This is a genomic window from Desulfobulbus rhabdoformis (assembly GCF_016919065.1).
Lineage (GTDB): Bacteria > Desulfobacterota > Desulfobulbia > Desulfobulbales > Desulfobulbaceae > Desulfobulbus > Desulfobulbus rhabdoformis.
The window spans coordinates 14,062-39,165 of sequence record NZ_JAFFQA010000003.1; the positions used below are offsets into that span (position 1 = coordinate 14,062).

Annotated in this window: 19 protein-coding genes and 1 riboswitch; of the genes, 10 read left to right on the forward strand and 9 right to left on the reverse strand. The window is 52.8% G+C overall.

The window, feature by feature from the left end:
• Nucleotides 1–78: 78 nt before the first annotated feature.
• The 6 genes from mnmA (at nucleotide 79) to JWJ90_RS02135 (ending at nucleotide 8,310) form a co-directional block, all read left to right on the forward strand.
• The gene (gene mnmA, locus JWJ90_RS02110; RefSeq protein ID WP_205225523.1) at nucleotides 79–1,128 is read left to right on the forward strand and encodes a tRNA 2-thiouridine(34) synthase MnmA; all 1,050 of its coding nucleotides are present in this window, start codon (nucleotides 79–81) and stop codon (nucleotides 1,126–1,128) included.
• A complete protein-coding gene (mtaB, locus tag JWJ90_RS02115) occupies nucleotides 1,125–2,459 on the forward strand; it encodes a tRNA (N(6)-L-threonylcarbamoyladenosine(37)-C(2))-methylthiotransferase MtaB (RefSeq protein ID WP_205225524.1) in 1,335 nt (444 codons plus the stop codon). The genes mnmA and mtaB overlap by 4 nt, the downstream gene beginning before the upstream one ends.
• Before the next feature lie 129 nt (nucleotides 2,460–2,588).
• Nucleotides 2,589–3,824 carry a CinA family nicotinamide mononucleotide deamidase-related protein gene (locus JWJ90_RS02120; RefSeq protein WP_205225525.1) on the forward strand — a complete coding sequence of 412 codons (1,236 nt, stop codon included), beginning with the start codon at nucleotides 2,589–2,591 and terminating at the stop codon, nucleotides 3,822–3,824.
• 27 nt (nucleotides 3,825–3,851) lie between these two features.
• Nucleotides 3,852–4,892: a recombinase RecA gene (recA, locus tag JWJ90_RS02125; RefSeq protein ID WP_205225526.1), complete on the forward strand. Its 1,041-nt coding sequence runs from the start codon at nucleotides 3,852–3,854 to the stop codon at nucleotides 4,890–4,892.
• A 145-nt stretch (nucleotides 4,893–5,037) separates the two neighbouring features.
• Nucleotides 5,038–5,222, forward strand: a riboswitch (cobalamin riboswitch).
• Between the two features lie 226 nt (nucleotides 5,223–5,448).
• Complete coding sequence (locus JWJ90_RS02130; RefSeq protein ID WP_205225527.1) at nucleotides 5,449–7,449, forward strand: TonB-dependent receptor plug domain-containing protein; 2,001 nt, start codon at nucleotides 5,449–5,451, stop codon at nucleotides 7,447–7,449.
• A gap of 51 nt (nucleotides 7,450–7,500) precedes the next feature.
• Nucleotides 7,501–8,310 carry an energy transducer TonB gene (locus tag JWJ90_RS02135; protein WP_205225528.1) on the forward strand — a complete coding sequence of 270 codons (810 nt, stop codon included), beginning with the start codon at nucleotides 7,501–7,503 and terminating at the stop codon, nucleotides 8,308–8,310.
• 58 nt (nucleotides 8,311–8,368) lie between these two features.
• Here JWJ90_RS02135 and JWJ90_RS02140 read toward each other — a convergent pair whose 3' ends face one another.
• The 3 genes from JWJ90_RS02140 to JWJ90_RS02150 form a co-directional block, all read right to left on the reverse strand.
• The gene (locus JWJ90_RS02140) at nucleotides 8,369–9,103 is read right to left on the reverse strand and encodes a UPF0280 family protein (RefSeq protein ID WP_205225529.1); all 735 of its coding nucleotides are present in this window, start codon (nucleotides 9,101–9,103) and stop codon (nucleotides 8,369–8,371) included.
• A gap of 169 nt (nucleotides 9,104–9,272) precedes the next feature.
• Nucleotides 9,273–9,683 (reverse strand): NIL domain-containing protein, encoded by a 411-nt coding sequence (locus JWJ90_RS02145; protein WP_205225530.1) that lies wholly within the window; start codon nucleotides 9,681–9,683, stop codon nucleotides 9,273–9,275.
• Nucleotides 9,680–10,873 carry a homocysteine biosynthesis protein gene (locus tag JWJ90_RS02150; protein ID WP_205225531.1) on the reverse strand — a complete coding sequence of 398 codons (1,194 nt, stop codon included), beginning with the start codon at nucleotides 10,871–10,873 and terminating at the stop codon, nucleotides 9,680–9,682. The genes JWJ90_RS02145 and JWJ90_RS02150 overlap by 4 nt, the downstream gene beginning before the upstream one ends.
• Before the next feature lie 324 nt (nucleotides 10,874–11,197).
• Here JWJ90_RS02150 and acnA point away from each other — a divergent pair, with 324 nt between their 5' ends.
• Entirely contained in the window at nucleotides 11,198–13,876 is a 2,679-nt protein-coding gene (acnA, locus tag JWJ90_RS02155; protein ID WP_205225532.1) for an aconitate hydratase AcnA, read from the forward strand.
• Between the two features lie 64 nt (nucleotides 13,877–13,940).
• Here acnA and JWJ90_RS02160 read toward each other — a convergent pair whose 3' ends face one another.
• The 3 genes from JWJ90_RS02160 to JWJ90_RS02170 are packed head-to-tail and all read right to left on the reverse strand — an operon-like array spanning nucleotide 13,941 to nucleotide 15,561.
• Nucleotides 13,941–14,762 (reverse strand): M48 family metallopeptidase, encoded by an 822-nt coding sequence (locus JWJ90_RS02160; protein ID WP_205225533.1) that lies wholly within the window; start codon nucleotides 14,760–14,762, stop codon nucleotides 13,941–13,943.
• Between the two features lie 16 nt (nucleotides 14,763–14,778).
• On the reverse strand, nucleotides 14,779–15,243 hold the full coding sequence (locus tag JWJ90_RS02165; RefSeq protein WP_205225534.1) for a YbjQ family protein: 465 nt from the start codon (nucleotides 15,241–15,243) through the stop codon (nucleotides 14,779–14,781).
• Between the two features lie 3 nt (nucleotides 15,244–15,246).
• Nucleotides 15,247–15,561 carry a YbjQ family protein gene (locus JWJ90_RS02170; protein ID WP_205225535.1) on the reverse strand — a complete coding sequence of 105 codons (315 nt, stop codon included), beginning with the start codon at nucleotides 15,559–15,561 and terminating at the stop codon, nucleotides 15,247–15,249.
• Nucleotides 15,562–15,791: 230 nt separating this feature from the next.
• Here JWJ90_RS02170 and JWJ90_RS02175 point away from each other — a divergent pair, with 230 nt between their 5' ends.
• A complete protein-coding gene (locus tag JWJ90_RS02175; protein ID WP_205225536.1) occupies nucleotides 15,792–17,306 on the forward strand; it encodes a B12-binding domain-containing radical SAM protein in 1,515 nt (504 codons plus the stop codon).
• A 277-nt stretch (nucleotides 17,307–17,583) separates the two neighbouring features.
• Here JWJ90_RS02175 and JWJ90_RS02180 read toward each other — a convergent pair whose 3' ends face one another.
• The 3 genes from JWJ90_RS02180 to JWJ90_RS02190 form a co-directional block, all read right to left on the reverse strand.
• Nucleotides 17,584–18,117, reverse strand: a complete 534-nt coding sequence (locus JWJ90_RS02180; protein ID WP_205225537.1) for an REP-associated tyrosine transposase — start codon at nucleotides 18,115–18,117, stop codon at nucleotides 17,584–17,586.
• A gap of 72 nt (nucleotides 18,118–18,189) precedes the next feature.
• On the reverse strand, nucleotides 18,190–21,147 hold the full coding sequence (locus JWJ90_RS02185; RefSeq protein WP_205225538.1) for a PAS domain S-box protein: 2,958 nt from the start codon (nucleotides 21,145–21,147) through the stop codon (nucleotides 18,190–18,192).
• A gap of 550 nt (nucleotides 21,148–21,697) precedes the next feature.
• Nucleotides 21,698–23,491 (reverse strand): methyl-accepting chemotaxis protein, encoded by a 1,794-nt coding sequence (locus tag JWJ90_RS02190; protein WP_205225539.1) that lies wholly within the window; start codon nucleotides 23,489–23,491, stop codon nucleotides 21,698–21,700.
• Nucleotides 23,492–23,842: 351 nt separating this feature from the next.
• Between JWJ90_RS02190 and JWJ90_RS23490 the strand changes: the two genes are divergently transcribed.
• Nucleotides 23,843–23,971 (forward strand): hypothetical protein, encoded by a 129-nt coding sequence (locus tag JWJ90_RS23490; RefSeq protein WP_275889052.1) that lies wholly within the window; start codon nucleotides 23,843–23,845, stop codon nucleotides 23,969–23,971.
• Between the two features lie 272 nt (nucleotides 23,972–24,243).
• Nucleotides 24,244–25,098, forward strand: coding sequence for a PstS family phosphate ABC transporter substrate-binding protein (locus JWJ90_RS02195; RefSeq protein WP_205225540.1), 855 nt, complete (start codon nucleotides 24,244–24,246; stop codon nucleotides 25,096–25,098).
• Nucleotides 25,099–25,104 lie beyond the last annotated feature (6 nt).

The window sequence follows — 25,104 nt, forward strand, 5'->3', positions numbered from 1 at the left end:
TCAGTCCCCCTTAGGTTTTCTTCTTTTAATGCCGTTTTTGTTGTTGTTTCTCATTTCTCCCATTATTTCAATACGTCTATGGCTGCGCTGAAAGTTGGTGTTGCCATGAGCGGTGGGGTCGATTCCACCATGGCCGCCTCATTGCTGATGGAAAGGGGCTACGAGGTGCATGGATTTTTCATGCAACTTCCGCTGAACCATCAGGAAGCTCTGGAGACCAGGGCCCGCCAGGTAGCCGCACATCTCAATATCCCCCTTACTCTGGTTGATCTGCGACAACAGTTTCTTGCTGAGGTGATTGGCTACTTCACCAAGACCTACCAGGCAGGCCTCACTCCCAACCCCTGTATCCACTGCAACCGCATGATCAAATTCGGCCTGCTGGCTCAGGCCATGCGTGCAGCAGGTATGGAGCAAATCGCCACCGGTCACTACGCCCGTCTCGTTGAACACCGGGGTAAACGCTGGATCGCTCGCGGTCAGGATCCGGTGAAGGACCAATCCTATTTTCTTGCACGACTCAGTGGAGATCAGCTCCAACACCTGAATTTTCCACTTGGTGGCTGGAGCAAGGAAGCCATCTACGAGCGCGCTGGCCAGCTGGGGTTTAGTTTTAGTGGCGAAGAGAGTCAGGATGTCTGCTTTCTCGAGGAGGATCTGGCAAGTTTTCTTGCCCAACACGGGCTGGGGCAGCAATCAGGCCCGGTGCAAACCCTGGAGGGCAAAACCATCGGAGAGCACCACGGGGTCTGGCGGTATACCATCGGCCAACGTCGTGGACTTGGGTTGCCCGATGCCACCCCCTGGTATGTGGTTGCGCTGGATGGGCCAGGGAACCGGGTAATTGTGGGCAAAAATGACCAGTTATTTTCTCGAACCTGTACGCTGCATTCTTTGCTCGTACCCCATGAACCACCCAAGCTGCCCTGGAGCGGGCAGGTTCAGCTGCGCTCCCGTCATAAACCAGCCCTGGCGACACTGCATTCGACAGGAGCAGATCAATGGCAACTGTGCTTCGAAAATCCCCAACGTGCTATGACACCGGGCCAATTTGCCGTGCTCTACGAGGAAGATCGCGTGATTGCCAGTGGCATTATTGCAGAGGCCCATCAGGAGAAAACACCATGAAGCGGGTTGCCATTACCACCTTGGGTTGCAAGGTCAACCAGTTCGAATCTGCCGCCTTTGCCAGTGCCTTTGAGTCACGAGGCTGCCAAATGGTCCCCTTTACTGCTGAGGCTGATATTTATGTGATTAACACCTGCACGGTTACGGGACGGGCAGGGCAGCAGTCGCGGCAGATGATTCGACGGGTTCTGAAACAGTTTCCCCAGGCGCGAATTTTTGTAACCGGCTGTTATGCCCAGATGGATCCGGAGAGCGTGCTCAATCTCTCTGAAAAGCCCCTGGCTATTGTGGGCAACGGCAACAAGCATCGGCTGGTTGATGCAGCCCTCTCTGAAAACCCTCCGGATATGGTCATGCTCATGGGCCGCATTCGGGAAAACAAAGAGATCTGCGATCTCCCCGTGATACGCTTTCGCGGCCGCACCCGGGCCTATATCCGCATTCAGGATGGCTGCAACAATTTTTGCTCGTACTGTATTGTCCCCTATACAAGAGGGCCGAGCCGCAGTCTTGCGCTGGAAAAAGTGCTCAGCCAGACAGCAATCTTTGTTGATCAGGGATATCGGGAGCTGGTCATCACCGGAATCAACGTCGGTAAATACGGCCTGGATTTGGATGAAGGGGAGACCATCTATACACTGCTGGACCGACTCTGCCGGGCATTTCCCCAATTGCGTCTGCGCCTGAGTTCCATCGAGCCCACCGAGGTCAACACCACCTTGCTGGACCTGGTAAGTCGGCATGACAACTTCATGCCCCATCTGCACATCCCTCTGCAAAGTGGCGATGATGCGGTGCTTGCCCGCATGAACCGTCGCTACAATCGCAGTCAGTTTGCAGATGTCATCCACCAGGTGCATGCGGCCTTGCCCACGGCCTCCATCGGCTGCGATGTACTGGGCGGTTTTCCCGGTGAGACAGAAGAGGAAGCTGAGAACACGTACCAGTTGCTCAAAAGTTTACCCATTTCCTATCTCCACGTTTTTCCCTATTCCAAACGGCCGGGGACCTTAGCCGCCACCATGCCGGGGCATCTGCCAGGCCCTGTCAAAGACGCACGGGTAAGCCGTCTACGCGCACTTGATCAGGAGAAACGACAGACCATGTATGCCCAGGGAAGGGGAGAAATCCATCAGGTACTGGTGGAACGACGAAACAGGAAAAGCGGTCTGTTGCAGGGCTTTAGCGAAAACTATATTCCCTTTCAGTTCAGCGGCGACAACAGACTGATACACACCGTGGTCCCCGTCCAGCTCTGCCATATTGAGAAAGGGCAGCCCATGGGCTGCTTACCTCAGGACTTTCTTGAGGAAAATCACAAAAGCAGGTAGATTGCCACCTTTGATCGATCATGCGTACAGGTGCAGCATCATGGCAACTGCGCATGACCTTGCCCCCAAAAATCCCGCAGGAATAATCTATTAGGTGCCCATTGTACATTTGGGAAGAACGGCATTACTATGATCGGAGAAATAATAGCCATTGGCGACGAGCTGACCTCAGGCCGTATCATCAACTCAACAAGCGGTCTTGCCGCTCGGGAATTGTTTCTTCGAGGCCATATTATTCGGGCCATGCACACCATCGGCGATGATCCAGATCTCATCGGCACCACCCTCAACAGGGCCATTAAGCGTGCCGATTTTGTTCTGGTCACGGGCGGTCTTGGAGCAACCACCGACGACCTAACCAATGAGGCAGTGGTCAAGGCCCTGAACCTTGAGACTGTCACCAACCCTTGTGTCCAGGCCAGAATAGAGGCCCGTGTAGCCAAAGGGACCTGTACATCAACCACCTCGTTGGCTAAACTGGCCCAGTTACCACAAGGGGCTGAAGTCCTGGATGAGGCCTATCGAATGGCTGGCTACCTCTTGCGCTACCAGGGCAAACCGATTTACTTTCTCCCCGGTGTACCGCCACAGATGGAAGTCCTGCTGCAGGAGAAGGTCCTCCCCGGTCTGGAGGAAATGACCCCAGCCACGACATCGGCAGTGGCTCAACGGGTCTATCGCACCTGCGGCCTCTCGGAAATCGAGATCAACAACCAACTTCATTCCCTGGAACAGCAGGGGCTGGAGATTGGTTATTATCCGGTGGGGGCCGAGGTACACGTTAGCCTCACCGGCCGAGACCTGGCACAGGGGGTGCGTAATCCCCTGTTTCAGCAAGGGGACCGGTTCATCCGTGAGGCTCTGGGTGACAACATCTATGGCACGGACGAAGACACGCTGGCCTCTGTCGTGGGGGAACTGTTAGTTCAACACACCTCTATGCTGGCAACGGCGGAGTCGTGTACAGGGGGGTTAATCGGTGCCACCCTGACCCAGGCTGCGGGCAGTTCCAACTGGTTCAAGGGAGGGGTGATCGTCTACTCCAACGCCCTGAAAGAAAACCTGTTGGATGTCCCCGCTGAAACTTTAAACACCCACGGCGCTGTCAGCGCAGAAACCGCACGGGCCATGGCCAGTGGTACCGTTGCCTGCCTGGGCAGCGATATCGCCATCTCAGCGACTGGCATTGCCGGCCCAGGTGGCGGCACCGAGGAAAAACCGGTAGGCACAGTCTATATTGGCCTGTGCATGGCCGGCCAACACAGAGAACAACGCTGCCATTTTGTCGGTTCCCGTCGACAAATTCAGGAAAAAACCGCGCAGACCGCAATGGATATGGTACGCCGGGCGTTACTTTCGCGATAACCGCAGAATGTAGAAAAGGAGAAATTCATGACAGCAGCCAACGATCAGAACGAAGGCCGCCTGAAAAGCGTCGACAATGCCATCACTCAAATCCATCGTCAGTTTGGCAAGGGTGCCATCATGCGCCTGGGGTCGACAGAAAAAGTCAATGTGCCGGTTATTCCCACAGGCATTCTCTCCATTGATATGGCTCTTGGCGTCGGCGGACTGCCCCGCGGGCGTGTAACCGAGATTTACGGCCCTGAGTCCTCGGGTAAAACCACCCTGGCCCTGCATGTCATTGCCGAGGCCCAGAAGATGGGTGGCAATGTGGCCTTTATCGATGCAGAGCATGCCCTGGATACCAGCTATGCAGAGCGTTTGGGTGTGGATGTGGATAATCTGCTTATCTCCCAACCTGATTTTGGCGAACAGGCCCTGGAGATAGCTGAAATACTCATCCGTAGCGGTGGCGTTGACGTCGTTGTTATCGATTCGGTAGCGGCCCTGGTGCCCCGGGCAGAGATCGATGGCAATGTCGGCGACCAGCATGTGGGGCTGCAAGCGCGCCTGATGTCCCATGCCATGCGGAAGTTTACCGGTGTTTTAAGCCGGACCAATACCGTTTTGATCTTCATCAACCAGATCCGTATGAAAATCGGCGTCATGTTCGGGAACCCCGAGACCACCACCGGTGGTAATGCCCTTAAATTCTACAGTTCAGTGAGGGTTGACATTCGAAAATCGACCCAGATTAAAGACGGACAGGACGTTGTCGGTAACCTGACCAAAGTCAAGATTGTCAAGAACAAGGTGGCGCCACCGTTTAAGCAGGCAGAGGTGGATATTATCTACGGTGAGGGTATTTCCCGTACAGGCGACATACTTGATCTGGGCGTAGCCAACAACATTGTGGACAAATCCGGTTCCTGGTACTCTTATCAGGATGAGCGTATCGGCCAGGGCCGTGAAAATGCCAAGAAGTTCCTCAAAGAACACCCGGAAACCCTGGTCTCCATCGAGCGTAAGCTCAAGCTTGGTTTTGGCCTGGCAGTGGAGCCCGAAGAACCCGCAGCAAAGGAAGAGTAATCCGAAGCTTCATGTTCCCTGTACCTGCCTCCTCAGGACAGGGAACATGAAGCACGTACTGATTTCCCCATCTCTAAACAGGGACCAATGTCCTGCCCCCTCCAGTTTCTTTCTTTTTTCACTTGACTTACCCAATATCATCGGTTCTACCTTTTGCCGTTCAGGTGTTCAATACGAACCGAAGAGGGAACTCCGTGTAATTCGGAGACGGGCCCGCCGCTGTAACCGGGGACAACGGTCGCACCATGTCACTGATCCATACGGGTTGGGAAGACGCGATTGTTTGGTTGATCCGGAAGTCAGAAGACCTGCCTGAGCAGAGGAAACAACCGCACGGACAGCGGATTCCTGACATTTTTCTGTGGATAAAAAAGGGCTATCCCGGATCGATTTTTCGGTCCGGGATTTTTTTTTGTGCTCATTTTGGCCAGAGCATTCCACCACCTCTATTAAATCGGCATGTCACAAACAGCGAAGCTGGCGCACCGATAAATCTCACGAATTCAGACATTGTAAGCCGTACAAGAATTGAGGATATACAACTAAAGGAGAAGAGATGAAGAAAAAACTGCTGGCACTGGCTACCATGGGGGCCATGCTCCCCGCTCTTGGCATGGCGGCTGAGAAGGAGAACAGCTCCACCGTACTTGATGAGATTGTGGTCACAGCGACCAAAACCAAGGAAACGCGCAAAAATATAGTCAACTCGGTCGTCGTCAAAGACAGCTACGACATTGAAGAAACGCCTGCCTCCTCCCTGGGGGAGGTGCTTGCCAATGAACCCGGACTGGATTGGCGCACCTACGGCAATTACGGGGGAGCGGCTCAGGCCATTAAAATTCGCGGTATGAGTGCCGACGCAACCCTGGTGGCGGTGGATGGCGTGGTCATGAATTCCCCGTCTCTGGGAACTGCGGATGTCGGCCAGATTCCACTCAATTCCATCGAACGGATAGAGGTGGTTAAAGGCCCCGGTTCCTTGCTGTACGGTTCCGGTGCCATGGGCGGAACGGTGAACATCATCACCAAATCACCGCAGCGTGACCATTTTTCTGCTAAAATATCCGCTGGATACGGCACCGAAGATACCTATCACCTGGCTGCGGAAAGCGGAGCCTTTATTCTCGGCGATCTGGGATATTATCTCACTCTCAACCGCAAGGAAACCGATGGCTTTCGTGATAACAGCGACCTGACCCACAACGATGCCACCCTCAAACTTCTTTTGGATAAAGGGGAAGCTTTTCAAGCGGTTTTGGATGCAGGGCTTGTGGATCGTGAATACGGAACCCCAGGAGCTCAACCACCTGCATCTATTACCCCACTGCTCCCGTATTACAACAGAGATTCAGCTACCTTACTTGACAGAGTCGATGAACAGAACAGCCATGCCGCACTCACCCTCAAAGGAGAAGGCTCCCGATGGTTTGACTGGAAGGTTAAAGGTGATCTGACAAAGCTGGACAGTTCCAGTTACAGTCGTTACTACTTGAGTGGCCTCGGTGAACAAACTGATGTGATCAACAAAGTTATGGGGGCTGAAGCCAATATCGACCTGCATCCCTTTTCTCAGGTTAATCTTCTCTTGGGCACTGAATATCGCAATTTTGATTACGATTATACCGTCTATGGACTCAACTCTTCCGGTGCGCTCATCTCAGGGCCAACCCAAGATGAAAGTCACAGAATTTTTACCCAGGGAACATTCGCTGAACTCAGTGTTCAACCTATTGAAAAAGTAAAACTGGTAGGCGGTTATCGTTATGAAACCCACTCTTTATTTGGTCATGAAGATGTGACCCGTTTCGGTGTCGTGATCACCCCTTGGGAAAATACGGCTTTAAAATTTAATCGCGGGCAGCATTTTAAAGCACCAACGATGAATGATCTGTTCTGGCCCGATGCAAACAACATGTCAGGGAATCTAAACCTTAAACCAGAAACAGGTTGGCATACAGATATCACCTGGGAACAGGGCGGTTTGCTCAATGGAAAACTATACACCTCCGTGAGTTATTTTGACTGGAATGTCGACGATAAAATTCGTTGGGTCTACAATTCAGACACCTTTTATTATCGTCCTTATAATCTCGATTCTTATCAAGCCTCGGGCTGGGAATTTAACATCAAATTGGGCCCATTTTACTCTGTCCAGGCTGATTTTTCTCTCACACTTATGGATGCTAAAGAACAACGCAGTGGCGGGGTAAAAAGACCTGCGCTATACACTCCTGATACCCAATTTAAGGTGCAGCTGATCCATCTGAGTGATTTTGGCCTCTGCTCAACTCTCGTTGCTCGCTTTACAGACTCCCGCCCTGGTTACTACGCGAGCGATACCGATAAAAACGCCAGCATTGAACTCGACTCCTACTGGACACTAGATCTTAAACTGGAACAAAGGATCGCAGAACACTGGAAAGTGAGCATCGAAGCTCTAAATCTGTTGGATGAAGAATATGATACCTACATGACACGATTCTATCCAACCTATACCATGCAGCCATATCCAGGGGCAGGCCGAAGTGTGTTTGCATCACTCTCCTATACCTGGTAAAGCAACAGGCATATGATCGAGGTGGGGAGCATAGAAGCAAGAAAGATATCCATGGAAATGGCACTTAAAATAACGATGGATTCCAGTGGTGAGCCCTGCGGCCTTCGGCGGTCGCGAGGGGGCTGGCCCTTGCCTTGTATCGTAGCGCTGCTTACCCACGGCCTTGCCTTTGCCCTTATCCTGACAGTGAGCTTTACTCCCCGGCAGGCACCCATGCTTGCCGGGGATTGCATCCCAGTGACCCTGTATGCAGCCCTTCCCGGTGCTCCAGGCAGCGCTCCCAAAGCCAAACCAAGTCCCCAGCCCGCCTCTGTGGTGCAGCCAGCCCAGCCGGTCGTGACACCACATCCTCCACAAGAAGCGCTCAAAGAGCCGGTTCTTCACAAACGACCTGCAGTCAGTCTTGCCACTGCACCCAAGAAAACAGTTCACAAGAAACAAAAGACTTCGCGCCCAGCACACCAAGTCACGCGACGCAGTCAGCCCCCGGCAAAAGCAGACTCCGTCTCCTCAAATTCAGCAACAGGGGAGACAAAGCTTACCAGTACGGCGGCTTCAGGTGCAGAGGGGGGAGCGGCCAAAGCGGTGATACCGGCGCGGCCACGTTATCGGACCAATCCACCACCGGTGTACCCGGAAATGGCGCGCAGACGGCAAATGGAAGGGACAGTTGTCCTCAAGGCTCTTGTTAATACACAGGGGAGGGTGGATGCACTCAACATCCAGTCCTCCAGTGGTCACCCCGTGCTTGATCGAGCAGCACTGAGAGCGGTCCGCACCTGGATTTTTATACCGGGTAAACAGAACAACAACCCGATCACCATGGCTGTCCTGGTTCCTGTCCGCTTTGCCCTGCGTTGATCTGACACATTTTAAGCAACAAGCCTGACGCACTAATCAATGCGCACGGTTATAAGGTTCAGGTAAAATCAGAACGCAAATCTCTGGTTATCTTACGTCGTGCATCCACATCCTCATTGCGCACAAGCTCAGGTAAATTGCCCCACATCCCCACCTTCCCGCTGTGGACCGCCAAAATTCCTTCAATCCCCTCAATGGCACCGACATCATCCAAGACCGGGGTCAAATCCTGTTCTGACTTGATGAGATTACAGACTAATGTGACCGCAGAATCGGCCAGAGCGGCCTCCTTGGCAAGCACTGTCGCCAGGTCACAACGACCAAAACTCAACGAATGCCCCATCTTGGAGGAGGATGAGCACAGCGCCAGGGGCAAACGATCGGCTTCAAGGCGAAAAGCGAGCTTGCCGGCGATGGCGTTGTCACCGGCATAGAGCCCAATGGTAATGGCACTGGCGGCATGGATATAAATATCACCGCCGTTTTCAACGATGGCTTCGGAAATGCCTGCCTCCATGGCGGCTTCGGCGCCGAGCTGAGCCAACGTCCCGGCCACAGACGCCATGGGTCCCAGGCCGGTGAGCTGGCTGGCAGTAGCCATACGCTGCGCCGCCACAGGGGCATCCTCACCAACCTCTATCGGAACGAGGCTGGTTTGAAACTCCGCATGGCGGCCAATATAGCGCTCCAGCTGTCGTCGATGAGTAACCACGGCCTGGGTGACCAGCTCAAACGCTGTACACGCAACCCGAAGGTTAGTCTCTTTCCAGGAAAAAGAGCGATATGTGCGCATTGCCGCTTAGCCTTTAAAACAATAGGGTGTCTTGAATAATTAGATTTTTCAATCAAGGCCAAGGATTGCGCAAAATTTTACCGCAGGCATATAATTGATATTCCGAGGATAAAATTTTAAGCATGACGCCGGGATTGGCAGAAAAAGCAATTATTCAAGATTCCCAATATTAGAATTTTGAGGAACAGGCACCAAAGGGACAGGCTTCAACGCAGGCCAGGCATTCCACACAGGCCTTATCGTTAAAAGAAATTTGACGAATATCCCGATCAACCATGGACAGGGCACCGGTGGGACAGTGGACCAGACAGGCGCCACACTGACCACAGCGGTTCTCATCCCATACCATGCCCGAGTTCCCGGCATGGATATTCACGTCAAAACCGCTGAGATACTCAAAGGCGCGATCTACATTTTCCTGACTCCCGGTGACTTCCAGACTCAGGTAGCCCGATTCCTCATTGGTCACCTTGGCACGGAAGATATTCACGACCAGATCAAACTGTTTGACCAGTTCGTAGACAATCGGGCGTTCGGTTTCACTCTGGGGAAAGTAAAGATAGACTTTTTTCGTGATCATTTTGTCGCTCCTTTAATATCCAGAGACTGCATGCCCTGATTTAACGGAAGCCGCTGGCTGGCCTCGGCAAGCAGGAAGCGACCGGCTTCGATTTCGGCCTTCAGTAAATTACAGATCTTCAATGCCTTATTGTAGCTGGAAAGCGAGGTCACTGGAACCTTCTTGCCCATGAGCTCGACCTGACCGGAACGCAGCTCCTCGTAGGAGTACTTTGCCAACACCTTGCCTGTTTTTTCCGGGTAGTCGTGGGAGTAATCAATGACACTTGCCTGAATATCCCGGTCGCGCACAGTAGTCCGTTTGAGAATCTCTGGGTTGAGTATCGGTATGGGAATTCCCACCCCGACCGCCAGTGAGACACCGTACCCTTTAAAACTCAGGCCCCGGACAAACTCGGGCAGCATCTCTTTCATGTTACCGCTTAGGGCCAAAGTCCCTGCGCCCTCAACCGGAACATCATTGTCGCTCCGCTCAACCGCTGAACAGTGCTGGGTCCCCTCGGCATACACCAGGCCCCGTGCACCTGCCAGCCAGACCGGTGTGCCCACCCCAATGGTTTCATAAAGCGGATCATTCAACAGCGGCGAGAGCTGTCCGGCCGAACTGTAGGTCATGTTCCGCATGTGAGCCCGTAAAATGCCCAGATAGGTATAGATGCGCTTATCTGAACAATTCACTGCCACATTATAATTTTGGTAGCAGTTACGGGGGTTGACCATGATCGCCTGGTTGAGATCATTAATATCGAGCATGGTACAGATTTCACGGCGGGGATAATCATCTGTGCCGTAGGAAAGGGCACGAAATTCCACCTGTTTTCCCGCCACAAGATCTTCAATCACGTGGCCTCCACCGTAGCGAAACTCGCCGGGAAAATCCATATTGGCCGGGTCGTGCTGACGCAGCTGCGTTGCCCCTAAATAGGCATCGACAGCGGCAATACCAGAATACGCCATGACATCGTTAAGCCAGGCTTCGGTGATACGCATCTTGGGTTTGCTGTGGCCGAAGTTAAGAAAACAGCCCGAAGAACACATGGGGCCAAAGGTTGCGGTGGTGACCACATCAACCTCTTTGGCGGCTGTTTCCAGACCTCGTTTGTCTACGTAATCGATTACCTCCTCAGCGGTCAGAACCACCGCCTTGCCCGAGGCAATCTTCTCGTTAATTTCTGCATACGTTTTGGTCATATTGCATTCCCATAGAGATAAGTTCTTGGTTTCGTCGCAAAGTACTTACTATAGACGATTGAAAAAAAACAGCAAGGCTGCATCGTAACCCATGGAAAAAAGGGAACAAAACCTACACACATGAAATTTTTAGGTTAAAGGCAACCGCTTACAGGCCTGGCTATCGTACTCACAGGACTCACCGGGAGATGTCCCGCAAAAACAATGCAAACAAGGATGGCAAAAGCACAAAAATGCCTGTTGTCGCCACCATAATCTGGCATAATCGCACAAGAAGACTTATTCTCGTAGGATATGCCCCCATGAGCACACAAGGAGAATTGTATGAGCGCCCCCCAGGATTTCAGCCAGTTCAATCCCAAACTCACCCTCGAGGCCGGTGATACGAGCTACACCGTTTTTTCAGTCAAAGCACTGGAAAGCCTCGGTTACGACTCGATTCATCGCTTACCCTACAGTCTGCGAATTCTTCTGGAAAATCTCCTGCGCCACTATCCGCAAGGCTTGGTGAACGATACCGATATCCACAATCTCGCCTCCTGGCAACCGGATACAATCAGTCCCGAGGCGGTTCCCCTAATGCCCGCCCGGGTTATTCTGCAGGATTTTACCGGTGTTCCCGCCCTGGTCGATCTGGCAGCAATGCGCTCAGCCCTGGCGCGTGCCGGTGGCGATCCTGCCACTATGAACCCTTTTATTCCTGCGGATCTCGTCATTGACCACAGTGTCCAGGTGGACAAATCTGCCAGCGCCGACTCCCTTGAAGTCAATGTGGACATGGAAATGCAGCGCAACCGCGAACGGTACACCATGCTCCATTGGGGGCAACAGGCCTTTACCAACTTTCGGGTCGTCCCTCCGGGTACAGGCATTGTCCATCAGGTCAACCTGGAATACCTGGCCTCGGTTGTGGCTCAGGGGGAACAGGATGGCGCCCCGGTACTCTACCCAGACTCCGTACTCGGTACCGATTCTCACACCACCATGGTCAACGGTCTGGGCGTTATGGGCTGGGGCGTTGGTGGTATCGAAGCGGAAGCCGTTCTTTTAGGACAACCTTACTCCCTGCAAATTCCTGAAGTTGTGGGGGTTCGCCTCAGTGGATCGCTGCCGACAGGAACAACGGCCACCGATCTGGTCCTGACCATCACCCGCTTTCTGCGACAAAAAGGGGTCGTAGGCCGTTTTGTCGAGTTTTTCGGACCAGGACTGCCTACGCTGAGCCTTCCAGACCGAGCCACCATCGCCAATATGGCGCCAGAATACGGGGCCACCATGGGATTTTTTCCGGTGGACAGTGAGACCCTACGCTACCTGCAAGCCAGCGGCCGCCCCGCGTCTCTGGTCAACCTGGTCGAGCAATACAGCCGAGCCCAGTCCTTTTTCTTTGCACCCGAAAATCCAGAGCCCACCTACTCTGTTGTCTATGACATCATCCTGGATGAGGTGGTGCCCTGTCTTGCGGGACCGAAACGTCCCCAGGATCTGCTCCCCCTCTCTGAGGTGCGCAAGGATTTTCAACGCCAGTTTGAGACGGAACTGGCAGCCTCTGCGGCCCCAAAAACAAAGGACATTGTTGGTCAACTCACCAACGGTTCCGTGGTCATTGCCGCTATTACCAGTTGTACCAACACTTCCAACCCGGATGTCATGATTGGTGCCGGCCTTTTGGCGCGCAAAGCCCGCGAGCGTGGCTTGAAACCCAAGTCCTGGGTGAAGACCAGCCTTGCTCCCGGTTCACGGGTGGTAACCCGTTATCTTGAACAAAGCGGGCTCTTACCCGACTTGGAAGCGCTGGGCTTTCAGGTGGTCGGTTACGGCTGTACCACCTGTATTGGTAACTCCGGCCCGCTGGATGAACAAATAGCGGCCCCGATTCGTGAACAAAATCTGGTGGCTGCGGCCGTGTTGTCGGGTAACCGCAACTTTGAAGCCCGGATCCACCCGATGGTCCGGGCAAACTACCTGGGTTCGCCTCCTTTGGTCGTCGCCTACGCCCTGGCCGGAACCGTGCTGATAGACCTGGAAAAAGAACCGCTGGGCACCGACAACACAGGGCAACCGGTATTTCTTAAAGACATCTGGCCGACGATAGAAGAAATCCGAGAGGCGGTCCGACAAAGCATCAAACCGGATCTCTTTACCGTCAGTTACGGCTCTGTCTTTGACGGTGATGCCCGCTGGAATGCACTCTCCGCCGGTACCTCTGAACTCTACCCCTGGGATGGGGAGTCTTCCTATATTCGTGAGCCCCCCTTCTTTCAAGATATGAGCACATCCCCCAATCCGGTGAGCAACATCGAAGGCGCCCGTGTCCTGGCCCTTTTTGGTGACTCCATCACAACCGACCATATCAGCCCGGCCGGTGCCATTGGTCCCCAGACACCAGCTGGCCTTTATCTCCAGAGCCTGGGGATTAAGCCTGCCGACTTTAACAGCTACGGATCCCGCCGTGGGAACCATGAGGTTATGATGCGCGGCACCTTTGCCAATATTCGTATTAAAAACCGCATGGTGGAAAAAGAGGGTGGAGTGACCAAGGCCTGGCCCGAAGGAGTGGAAATGCCCATCTTTGATGCGGCCATGCACTATCAAGAGGCGGGCACACCGCTGGTGGTCTTTGCGGGTAAGGACTACGGAACCGGTTCCTCTCGTGACTGGGCAGCCAAAGGAACCATGCTTTTAGGCGTGAAGGCAGTGATTGCAGCCTCGTTTGAACGCATCCACCGCTCAAATCTGGTGGGCATGGGGGTGCTCCCCCTTCAATTTTCCGAAGGCATCGATGCACAGCACCTGGCACTTGATGGCAGTGAGACCATTACCATCATTGGCATTGACGGTGAGTTGCAGCCTGGTCAGAAGGTGAATTTACGTATTGATCGCGCCGACGGAAGCACGGAAACTACCGAGGTTGTGCTTCGCCTGGATAACGCCATGGAAATCGACTACTACCGCCAAGGCGGTATCTTGCACAAGGTCCTCCGGCAGCGCATGAACCAATGAAACATGGGGGCGAGAAAAGTCCCCTGGAACGAGCAAAAGTCGGGCAAAACCTTGCCCGACTTTTTTATTTCTGCATGAGCCTCTCAGGCAGGGAAGTCACCGCCTCGGTCGTATATCCCTGGCTGCGTTGTAGTACCTCCAGTTGTTGTATCCGCTCCACAGCCTCGGGGTGCGAGGCAAAGTAACTCGCGATTCCCCTACCGCGCTCTTCATTTTGCATGGCCCGGAAAAACTCCGTCGCCCCGCCCACATGGCCGTACCGACAGTGCAGTGCCCTCAGCGCCAGACTATCCGCCCGGGCTTCCCGTGATCTGGAATAACTTGCCGTCCCCAGGCTTACAGCCGGAGTGACCAACCTGGTCAAACCGGAATCCGACCCCGTCAAAAAGGCTGTCATAGCTGTCAAGACGATGCCCCGGCCCATGCCACTCAAGTGATCACGATGCTTAAAATGCGCCAGTTCATGGGCCAGCACAAAGGCGAGACCGTTTTCAGACTGGATCTTGTCCAAAATCCCGGAGAACACTATAATTCGCCCTCCCGGCAGGGCCAGTGCGTTGGCAGTCTCCGTAGTCACCAGCTCCACCTTGACGGGGTAGCCAACATCAATGCAGCTTCCCAGTCCATCGACGAGCTGCTGCAAAACATCTTCGCCAGAGCTGCGTTGCCCCACAGAATCTTTCACGGCAGGGGAGAGGGCCGTGAATATTTGCGCTTCCATTTTCGGTGAAATCCACAGAACGGCCCTGTCCACCAACCAACCGGACACGACAAAGACAGCCACACAGACCAGCAAGACCCCGGTAAGAAGGACCACAAATTCCCGCAAGGGATTGTTGTGGCTGACGTTGTTATTGTCCTCTGGATAGGCGGGTTTGAACTCCATCTGATTTATATCTGATTTATTGAAGCGGCGATTGAAAATATACGGCGGTTCCGTAGGCCAGAACCTCCACGCTGCCCACCTGTTTCTGGCGGCCCTTGAAAATGGACGAGGTCTCCAGGCGGAGATTGATGATCTGATCCGCCTCCGGGCAGGACTCCAGTAGGCGCAACATGGCCTCACGCCGGGCGCGGTCAACCAGGGTCTCGTAGGCCTGCACCCGACCGCCAAAAATATTTCGCAGACCAGCCAACAGACGTTTAAAATAATCCACCGAAATAACCACGCTCCCCATGACCAACTCGCTTCGCCCAACAGGACGATCATCCCCCATGACGGTTCGCGCAGCGGTTGTTGGGCGGCCAAGTTGTTCCTGCTCACGCCTGATAATCGAGCTGTAATGCCGTTTTTCAGCAATTCGCCCGACAAAAAAACCCAGGCTCACAAGCACAAGAAGAACTCCAAGTTGTATGAGTGCTTCCATGGCCTACTCCACGGTGACTGCGGTGCCGTAGACATAGAGCTCCGAGGCACCCGCAGCAACGGAACTTGTGGAAAAACGGACATTGACCACCGCGTTTGCCCCCATCTGGGTTGCCTGGGCTTTCATCCGATTAATGGATTCGTCCCGGGACTCCTGGAGCAATTCGGTATACCCTTTGAGTTCTCCACCAACGATATTTTTCAGACTGGCCATGAAATCCCGGCCCACATGTTTGGCCCGAACGGTACTCCCGGAGACAATTCCGTGAAAGGCTACTATATTTTTGCCAGGAATCCCTTCAGTGTTGGAAAGCAGCATTGTTCTTCTCCTTCTTGAGTAAGGCATGAATAGAAAATTAATTTCTATTCTGTTATATGCCTAGCGAAGCCAGTCTCCAAAGAAATTCCTACATCCCTGATGCATTCTCCCGCTGTCACGAATTCAGGAATTTCCCAAGGCTCAGCCACTCAAGCTACTCAAGCTGCAGATGACTCTTGCCCCCGTTGGGTGCCAGCCATCAACTCATGTTCATTGTCCGTAGGAACCGTATGTCCACTATCATTCTCAGCACCATCAACGCCCGCTATATTCACGCAAGCCTTGGCCTTCGCTGGCTCTATGCCAATCTGGGCGAGCTGCAGCAAGAGACCGCTCTCCAGGAGTATACCCTGACGGATCAGATCACGGATATGGCCGAAAAAATCCTGGCCACCCGGCCACGGGTGATCGGCCTTGCTGTTTATATCTGGAATGCGGAGCAGGTGCGAAAACTCGTCGGTGTACTCAAGCGGGTCGCTCCGGACACGATTGTGGTCCTCGGGGGACCGGAGGTCAGTCATCTGCCCCTGCGGGTGGATATGAGCGAGGCGGATTACCTGATTCAGGGAGAAGGCGAATTTGCCTTTGCCACACTCTGTCAAAAAATTCTTGCGGGCCAGCCACCAACTGAGCGCATCATCAAGGCAGAACCGGTTGATGTGACCCGGCTCCAATCAGCCTATCCCTATTTCAACGAGGCCGATCTGGCCCACCGTCTTGTCTATGTCGAGGCCTCGCGAGGCTGCCCCTTTCGCTGTGAATTCTGCCTCTCTTCCATTGATCCGCGGGTCCGCCCCTTTCCGCTCGACTGGTTTTTAAACGAGATCGAGTCACTCTGGCAACGGGGTGCGCGTACCTTCAAGTTTGTAGATCGCACCTTTAACGCCAATCCTGCGACAGCTGCGCGAATCCTTGACTATTTTCTGGCAAAAGAACCACCGTATCATGTGCATTTCGAAGTCATTCCCGATCATTTTCCAGAGGCTGTCAAAGAGCGGCTGACCAGATTTCCCGAAGGAGCCCTGCAGCTTGAGGTCGGCATTCAGACCCTGGATCCTCAGATTGCCGACAATATCGCAAGACGGCTCAACTTTGAGCGCATTCAGGAGAATCTTGCCTTTCTTGAACAGAAGACCACGGCCCATCTCCATGTGGATCTGATCGTCGGCCTGCCCGGTGAATCCATCGAAGGTTTTGGCCGTAATCTCAACACGCTGATGTCACTCGCGCATGGAGAAATTCAGATCGGTATTCTCAAAAAACTCTCCGGCACTACCATCAACCGCCACGACCAAATCCATGGCATGGTCTATTCGCCGGATCCCCCCTATGAAATTTTGCAAAACGATCTGATCAGCTTTCAAGCCATGCAGGAGATGAAGCGACTGGCCAGGTTCTGGGACCTGGTCTACAACAGCGGTAACTTCCGCCGAACGGCGCCGCTGCTCTGGGAAGACGGGGATGTATTCAGCGGTTTTTTCGCGTTCAGCCGCTGGCTCTATGGACAGACGCAGGCCACCTGGCAGATCGGCCTGCCTCGGTTAAGCGAACTGCTCTTTACCTATCTCACCCAAAAACAGGGGATGGACAAAAGTAGGGTTGCCGACAGCCTGGCCGCCGATATTCTAGTGATAAAGGGGAGGGTACTCCCTAAAACCGTACAACAATACGTGACCCAGATGCCCGAAACCCGGCGCAGCCTGGGAGATTCACTGACGAAACGTCAAAAACGGCATACAAGCTGAAACCACGATACGCAGCCTAGTACCTACGCTCCGCGTGGGGACCTAACCTCCACGCTCTGCGTGCATTCCATTCCTGCAATGCGGTGTTCCGGCTCAGCGCTACCGGCAGGGGAGTGAGGATACCCCCGTGCATCAAACCATCTCTTGACGCGGAGCGTCTAGATAAATGTTCCCACGCAGAGCGTAGGAACAAGAAACGGCAGAAACGCCATTCCGCCTGACCACTGGTACCTACGCTCCGCGTGGGTACCTCACCTCCACACTCTGCGTGCCCCTATCACCATACCCGGCAGACCTCCACCAGCCCCGGCAACCCGGCGTAATTACGCGCACTCGAATAGCGCCAATGCAGGGGATCATCCACATACCCCCTTTTCACCGGATTGTTGTGGATGTACTCCACCTTCTGCCGCATCATCGTTTCGTCCTGGATCTGTTGCGGGTGGGCCCCCTCCTGCCAGAGCTGATACTGCCGATCCGTCTTAAAGCCCGCCTTATACAAGGCCAACTGCTGTAAAATCCAGTCGGCTTTTCGTTCCCTGAGCCGATCAATCATTTTCCTGGCAGTGAAGGACTTGAAGTCGCCGATCTCCTTGCCCAGATTTTCGGCAGCACCGACCAGGTGCAGATGATTCTCCATGATCACATAGGCATACAGGGTCAACCGCCCCTGATCATGCAGAAAGCGCCAGGAATCCAGGAGGATCTCCACCAGGGCCGGGTTACTGAACAGGGGCAGCCAGTTGACCACGGTGCAGGTGAGGAAATGGGGGGCTCGGGCCTCAGAGATGGTGTAGCGGCTTCTGGCCATGGGATTCCTCTGACGCGGAGCGTCTGGTTTATGTTCCCACGCGGAGCGTAGGAACGAGACAACGCTTGAATATTAGAGGTACTGCGACGCATCGAGCAGCATCCGTACCTTATCGGCCAGGGCTGTATGGGAAAAGGGTTTTTGAATGAACTGAATTCCCTCTTCCAGCACTCCCTGATGGGCAATAATATCGGCGGTATATCCGGACATAAAAAGGCTCTTTGCAAGCGGATGCTCTTCTAATACGCGTTGCACGAGTTCTCGACCATTCATTTCAGGCATGACCACATCGGTCAGGATAAGATCGATATTGCTGGCATACACTGTGCTTTTGTGTACCGCCTCAAGTGGAGAACTTGAAGCAAGGACTGTATATCCCAGGTGTTCCAGCATAACCGTGGTTATCTCCAGGATTTCCGGTTCGTCTTCCACCACCAGGATTGTTTCCGCCCCGCCCACCGTCTCGGCGACCATCTCGTGAGCCTCCTCGCTTGCCACATCTATGATGCGGGGAATGTACACCGTAAAAACAGTTCCCTGACCAGGCTCACTGTAGACATTCACAAAGCCTTCATTCTGGCGGACAATTCCATAGACGGTCGCCAACCCCAGGCCCGTGCCCTGGCCAACAACTTTCGTGGTGTAAAACGGTTCAAAAACCCGCTCCACCGTTTCCTTGTCCATACCGCATCCGTTATCAGCCACTGAAACCCGGACATATTCACCGGCCACAAATCCTGTATGTGCTGCACAGTACATCTCATCAAAGCAGCAGTTCTTCGTTTCCACGATAATATTGCCAACACCTGCGATGGCATCCCGCGCATTGACACAGAGGTTGGCTAAAATCTGATCAATCTGTGAGGGATCAGCCTTCACCGACCACAACTCCTTGTCGGGCAACCAGGTCAGGGTGATATCCTCTCCAATGAGCCGCCGCAAAATGGAAAGCATATTTTCGATCGTAGTATTGAGATTCAGCAGTTTGGGATCAATGGGTTGTTTTCGGGCAAAAGCGAGCAACTGGCGGGTCAAATCAGCGGAACGATCAACGATAGTACGAATGGCTTGAAAGCGTTGATAATCAGGACCTGTGGGATTGCTGTTGAGCATGGCCATGTCGGCATGCCCCTGGACCACCATGAGCATATTATTGAAATCATGGGCAATACCACCGGCAAGTCGGGCAACGGATTCCATCTTTTGCGACTGCAGCAGCTGGGCTTCCAGGGCTGCATGCTCCTCTTCGGCCTTTTTACGCTCACTGATATCAACATGGGTGCCCACCATGCGCAGGGCCCGTCCGTTTTCATCCCGTGCAGCGGCCTTGCCCCGGCCCTGAATCCATTTCCAACTTCCATCTTGGCTGCGCAGGCGATACTCAACAAGAAACGACTCGCATCGCCCTTCAATACAGTCCGTGTTGGCGGCGAGTACTGCCTCTCGGTCGTCGGGGTGGAGCATCTCCATCCACACATTGGCATTCTGGGGTTTCTCCTTTCCTTCGTAGCCCAGCATGGTCCAGTAATTTGGGCTGTAATACACGGAGTCTTCCTGGATATTCCAATCCCAGAGTCCATCCTTGGTGGCCTCCATGGCCAACCGAAATCGCTCTTCACCAACCCGCAGGGCCTCCTCGGCCTGCCTGCGTTCGGTCATAGCCCGCGCCTGCTGGATATTCTGATAGGCGGAGAGGGAGAGCTGGTTGGCAAGGGTATGCAGGGACTGGGCTATCTGTTCAAAACGTTTCCGCTCCATGGAAGGAACCTCTGCAAAGGCCTCCATGAAGATCTCTTCATCAACACCTATTTCATCGGCATACTTTCGCAGGGAGGTTTCATCCTGATACTCGTTGCGCACCTGGCCAATCAGCCAGTTGGCCACATGGTGTCCTCCCACAGTTATGCTGGCACCCGCCTCCAAGAGGCCCCCGCTGAGACAAGGCTGGACAATGGGCCCCTCGGGATTATGTCGTCCCAGAGCCGCATCGGATTTGAAGCAGTTGGCACAGCCAACCTCGGTCTGACGAATAATAGAGCTGCACAAACGGGTAAAATTACTTGGCCGGGTGATAGGTTCGCCGTTAGGGTGGGTTATAATCGAGGCGACTCGGGTGGCATTGGCAAACTCATCTTGGATCTGTTGGATACGATCCAAATCAAAAAGTTCCTTAAAACTCACCCTACTCTCCTGTGTGGCAGGGCAGGTAAGCGCAACCAGTCTTTTTTCCAGGGCCTCTTCCAGCTGCTTGAATTTGGTTATATCACGAAATTCAGCAACGCGGACTGTTCGCCCTTTATAAGGAATATTGGCTCCGCGCAGCCGCAGGGGATACTGGCTCCCGTCCTTTCGTAATCCAACCGCCTCGTAGGGAAGATCATAGCCTCCTTGAATATGACGTTTGACCAAATCACGCGATTGCGGCGCGATGAGCTGGATTCCGTCCATGCCCATCAGCTCCTCGACCGAATACCCGCTCTGCTCAGCCAATCCCTGGTTGCAATCAAGAATCATCCCTTGATCATGGATGATGATCCCCCCAAAGGAAGCATTGTGCAAAGCGCGGAAGCGCTCTTCGCTCTCACGCAAAATCAGCTCATCCTCTTTCTGCTTGGTGATGTCCTGAAAAAAGCAGTGGGTTTGCACAAAGCGTCCATCGTTAGTGGTGGCTATTTTGCCGTTAAAAGAGACGAAGATGCGGCTGCCATCCTGTTTGAGCATGGCAAATTCCACACCAGAGATCTCACCCTCACGTTTGAAACGGGGAAACTGTGCATGAAATTGTGGGCGGTAGTCCGGATGGAGAAATTCAGTCACATGTTTCCCAATGACCTCTTCCCGTGTCCTTCCAAGGATATCAAGCCAACGCTGATTGACATCAATAAGGTACCCATCAATGTTCAATGATTGATAAGCCAGAGGTGATTGCTCGTAAAACTGCCGGAGCTGATAGCATTCTTCTGTTAAAGCAGCTACTTGCTGTTGCAGTTCAACGCACTGCTGTGATTCCTGCCCGGTCATTGTATCCATGTACCTGTGGTCATACCGTTCTTTGTAGGGTGGTATCGGCTTTTCAGATCAGTGATTTCTGGAGTTACTCTGCGTTATTAGGGTGTCTTGAATAATTAGATTTTTCAATCAAGGCCAGGTAAGCGCAGACTCCGAGGATTGCGCAAAATTTTACTGCAGGCATATAGCTGATATCGGAGTCTTCGCTTACCTCCGAGGATAAAATTTTAAGCGTGACGTAGGGATTGGCAGAAAAAGCAATTATTCAAGATTCCCATTAGTATAACAAACCATAGAGCTCTGCCATAACACGAGTCGCGATAAATTTCTGTACGAAAAAAGCCACCTGCGACACTCAAAGGTCGCAGGTGGCTTGTGGAGTTGTGCTGAACAATATGCAGAACAGTGGAGAGTATCTTGTTCGTAACCGATGAGGGGGAATTCCCGAAAATACGAGCAATCATCAAAGCTGTAAGCGATTGCGGGGTGCCGGAGATGCCTAGGTATCGGCCTGTACCTAAACAGGCCGATAACACCGCAGATTAGGTGCCCCGTGATCGCTTCCCCTTGTTCAGACCGTAAATTTTTCAATCATCTTCTTCAGTACCTCCGCCATAGCATCAAGTTTGGAAACATTGTCTGAAATCTGCCGACTCCCCTCTGTTACATCCTTTGCGGCCTGATTGACCTCGCTCAGATCCTGATCTATTTGCCGGGACATGGCGCTACTTTCTGCAATCCGTTCGTTAATCTCATCAACAACGCTGGATGCCTGACTGATATTGCTTGAAATTTCATCGGTTGCTGCCGTCTGCTCAGTCACGGATTCCGCGACCATCAGGGTGATCTGGTTAATCTCCACAATCACCTCCGCCATACCGCTGATTTCTGTCAAGGTGGTTCCAATTGCACGCTGAACCGTCTCAATCTGCTGTTTTATCTCGTTGGTGGCACTGGCAGTCTGAAAGGAAAGGTCCTTGATTTCGTTGGCAACAATGGCAAAACCTTTGCCCGCCTCACCTGCCCGGGCAGCTTCAATGGTCGCATTGAGGGCAAGGAGATTCGTCTGATCCGATATTTCGGCGATGGTTGCGGTCACCTTATCGATATCCTGGGCAATAGACCGGAGTTGATCAATCTGCTGGGTTGCCTGCTCCGACCGTTTCACCCCCTGCTCGGATACCCGCCTGGCATTATCGCTGCTGTGGGATATTTCCTGAAGGGTGGTGCTCATCTCCTCGGTTGCCGATGCCATAATCGCAATGTTGGAGGACGCCTCTTCCATGGCTGCCGCTATGGCATTCATGGTATCGCTCATCACCGTACTTGAGGAGGAGACCCTATCTGTTCTTGAGGAAGCAGCAACAGAAGTTCCTGAAATATCTTGTGATATATTCAAGAGATGGGCCGATGCATTGGTAATGGTATCGGTATTTCCGGCAACCTGGCTGATCATCTTTTGCAGGTTTTCAATGAACTTATTGAAATTGTGTACCAGCGCACCAATTTCGTCGTTATTGAAGGCATCAAGTCGCTTGGTCAGATCAGCATCCCCGGAGGCAATATTTTCCAAGCTTTTTGTCACCGAGCCAATGGGTTTGGCCACCGCATAGTGGACTAGAAAATAAAAGGCAAACATGGCACACCCCAGCCCAACCAGGGTAATGACAAACGCCTTGATCAGATCTTTGCGCAGTTTGCTGTCAGCTGGTTTCAGAGACTGCACAATTTCAAAGGCGCCATGAATTTCCCCAAGCTTCCAATTTTCCATGGTCCCCCCGGTGGGATCCTTACCTCCCTCAAGTCCCCAGAGTTTTACCGAGGTAGCAGGATCGCCATGGCACATCAAACAGGTTTGGCTTAGGCGAATGGGTAAAAAATAACGAACCGCATTCTGCTGCTCATCAATGACGAAATACTCGTCGAGGTTCTCCTCTTTCATTTTCTTTAATGCCGGGGCCTCTATCTTGTATTGCAACCCATAGTCAGGCAAATTTTTAGGGTTTCGAGGCTCAAATTTAGGAACCCGTAAAACATAGTCGCCCTGTTCCGCCTTTTTCATGGCAGCTTTCCAGGCGGTGACCACGGGGACCATGTTGAGTACATGGTCCAATTTCCCTTCCTGGGACAATTTGCGGGCCTGTTCGGTCGTGAACAACCCCTGCTCCCATTTTTCATCCATCTCCTGACGGACAGACTCAGCCGCCAAAGCTATACTTCGCGCTTTGTCAACATAGGCCGTCACCGTATCATTGTGGATCATGCGGGCAAAAAAGGACATCAGGCCAAAGCCAAGCAAGGCGACAATAACGATACCTATGGATAAAAACTTGCTTGTCAGGGAAAGGTTGCGCAGAAATTTCATAGGCCTCCGGCAAATCAAAAGGTTGCTGACGAAGAGATACTCAATTCTGAGAGCCACACTGTTCAAGTAAAACCTATCTGAATTAAGAAATGTTATCACAACCCATCCCCAGCAGACAATGGAGACTTCTTAAAAAACAACGAATTACCAAACAGTTATTAGACAGGGGGGAGAGGAGGGGAGCCTGAAATTTAACTTTATGAAACTACAGGAAAAAGTCTCATTCTTTATTCACTGGTTGTCAATTTATCGTAAATAACTCAAGGAATTTTGCATGTATTCCGGTGCCAGCTTCAATACACACTCCTGGTACAACAGGATGATTTTTCTTGTTTCCTTTAAGCTGACCGGTTGAAAGTCAACCAAAGTCGATTTTTTTCAGCAAGTAGAGGGGAGATGGCCGGTAAACGGGAACTCAAAGAGGTGGTGGTCAGTGGCGGTGCCACCCGTCTGCGCCCGGTCCGACCATGTATTACCTGATGCAGCGCAGCAAGGAGCAATCACAGCAGTGGCGCACTCGAGTGCACCGAAAATACGGGAAACTTTATGAGAGGATCTTTGGTGCCAACGGCCTAATCAATCCCTAAAGGATTGTCTTGAACAATTAAATTATTCAAGATACTCTTCTTAGGTAATACACAATGATTCCGCCCTATTTTTCACTGCAGAGTTGTCCTGAAAAGACCGAGTCCAGCCCCTGAAATAGCAACTGGATTCATGGCCCTTCCCCCATTCAGCCCAAAGGAGCACCAATGCATCGATTATACTCAGATATCCTCGTTGTCCTTGCCGCCATGTCGCTTGCTCTATCGCCCTTGGCTGTCGAACGGGCAAAGAGCGCAGAGTCCCCAGCCAATGTTACCACAATCACGGCTGCAGGATCGGGAGTAAACCTGGGAATCACCCGTCTTTTAGCAACGGCATTTGCCCAAAAACACCCCGAGGTGCGTGTGGACGTTCCGGGCAGTATTGGCTCCAAAGGTGGGATCATCGCCGCCGCGGAAGGTGCCATTCCTTTAGGGTTGGTTTCGCGTCCCTTAAAGGCGAAAGAACAAGATCTCGGACTGGTCTACCATCCCTATGCGAGGGTGGCTATGATCATTGGAACCCATCCCTCGGTCACGGATGAAAACATAACCTCTGCCGATTTAGTGCAAATCTTTCAGGGCAACAAAAGCCGTTGGCAAGACGGTCATGAGATTATCGTCCTCTCGCGAGAGGAGGGGGACAGTGGTTTTGGTCTCCTCTCTCAGGCGATCAAAGGATTTCAGCAGGCATGGGATGAAAGCCTTGCCGCAAAACGATGGACGGTCCATTTTAACGATCAGGATGCAAACCGAGCTCTGGCAGCCACCCCCTATGCCCTCGGAGTTGCTGATTTAGGGATGATCACCACAGAACATTTATCGATCAAGCCGCTTGCTCTCGACGGATTTTCCCCGACCGAGGACAATGTCGGCAATGGCAGCTATCGCCTCATCCGTGAACTTGCCTTTGTCTATCGACCGGATACACTCCCGGAGGCGGCCAAGGCATTTATGGATTTTGTGACAACAGAAGCCGGAAAAACCATCTTGCGGGACAATCAGTACATCCCGCTGCCGTAAATTTGC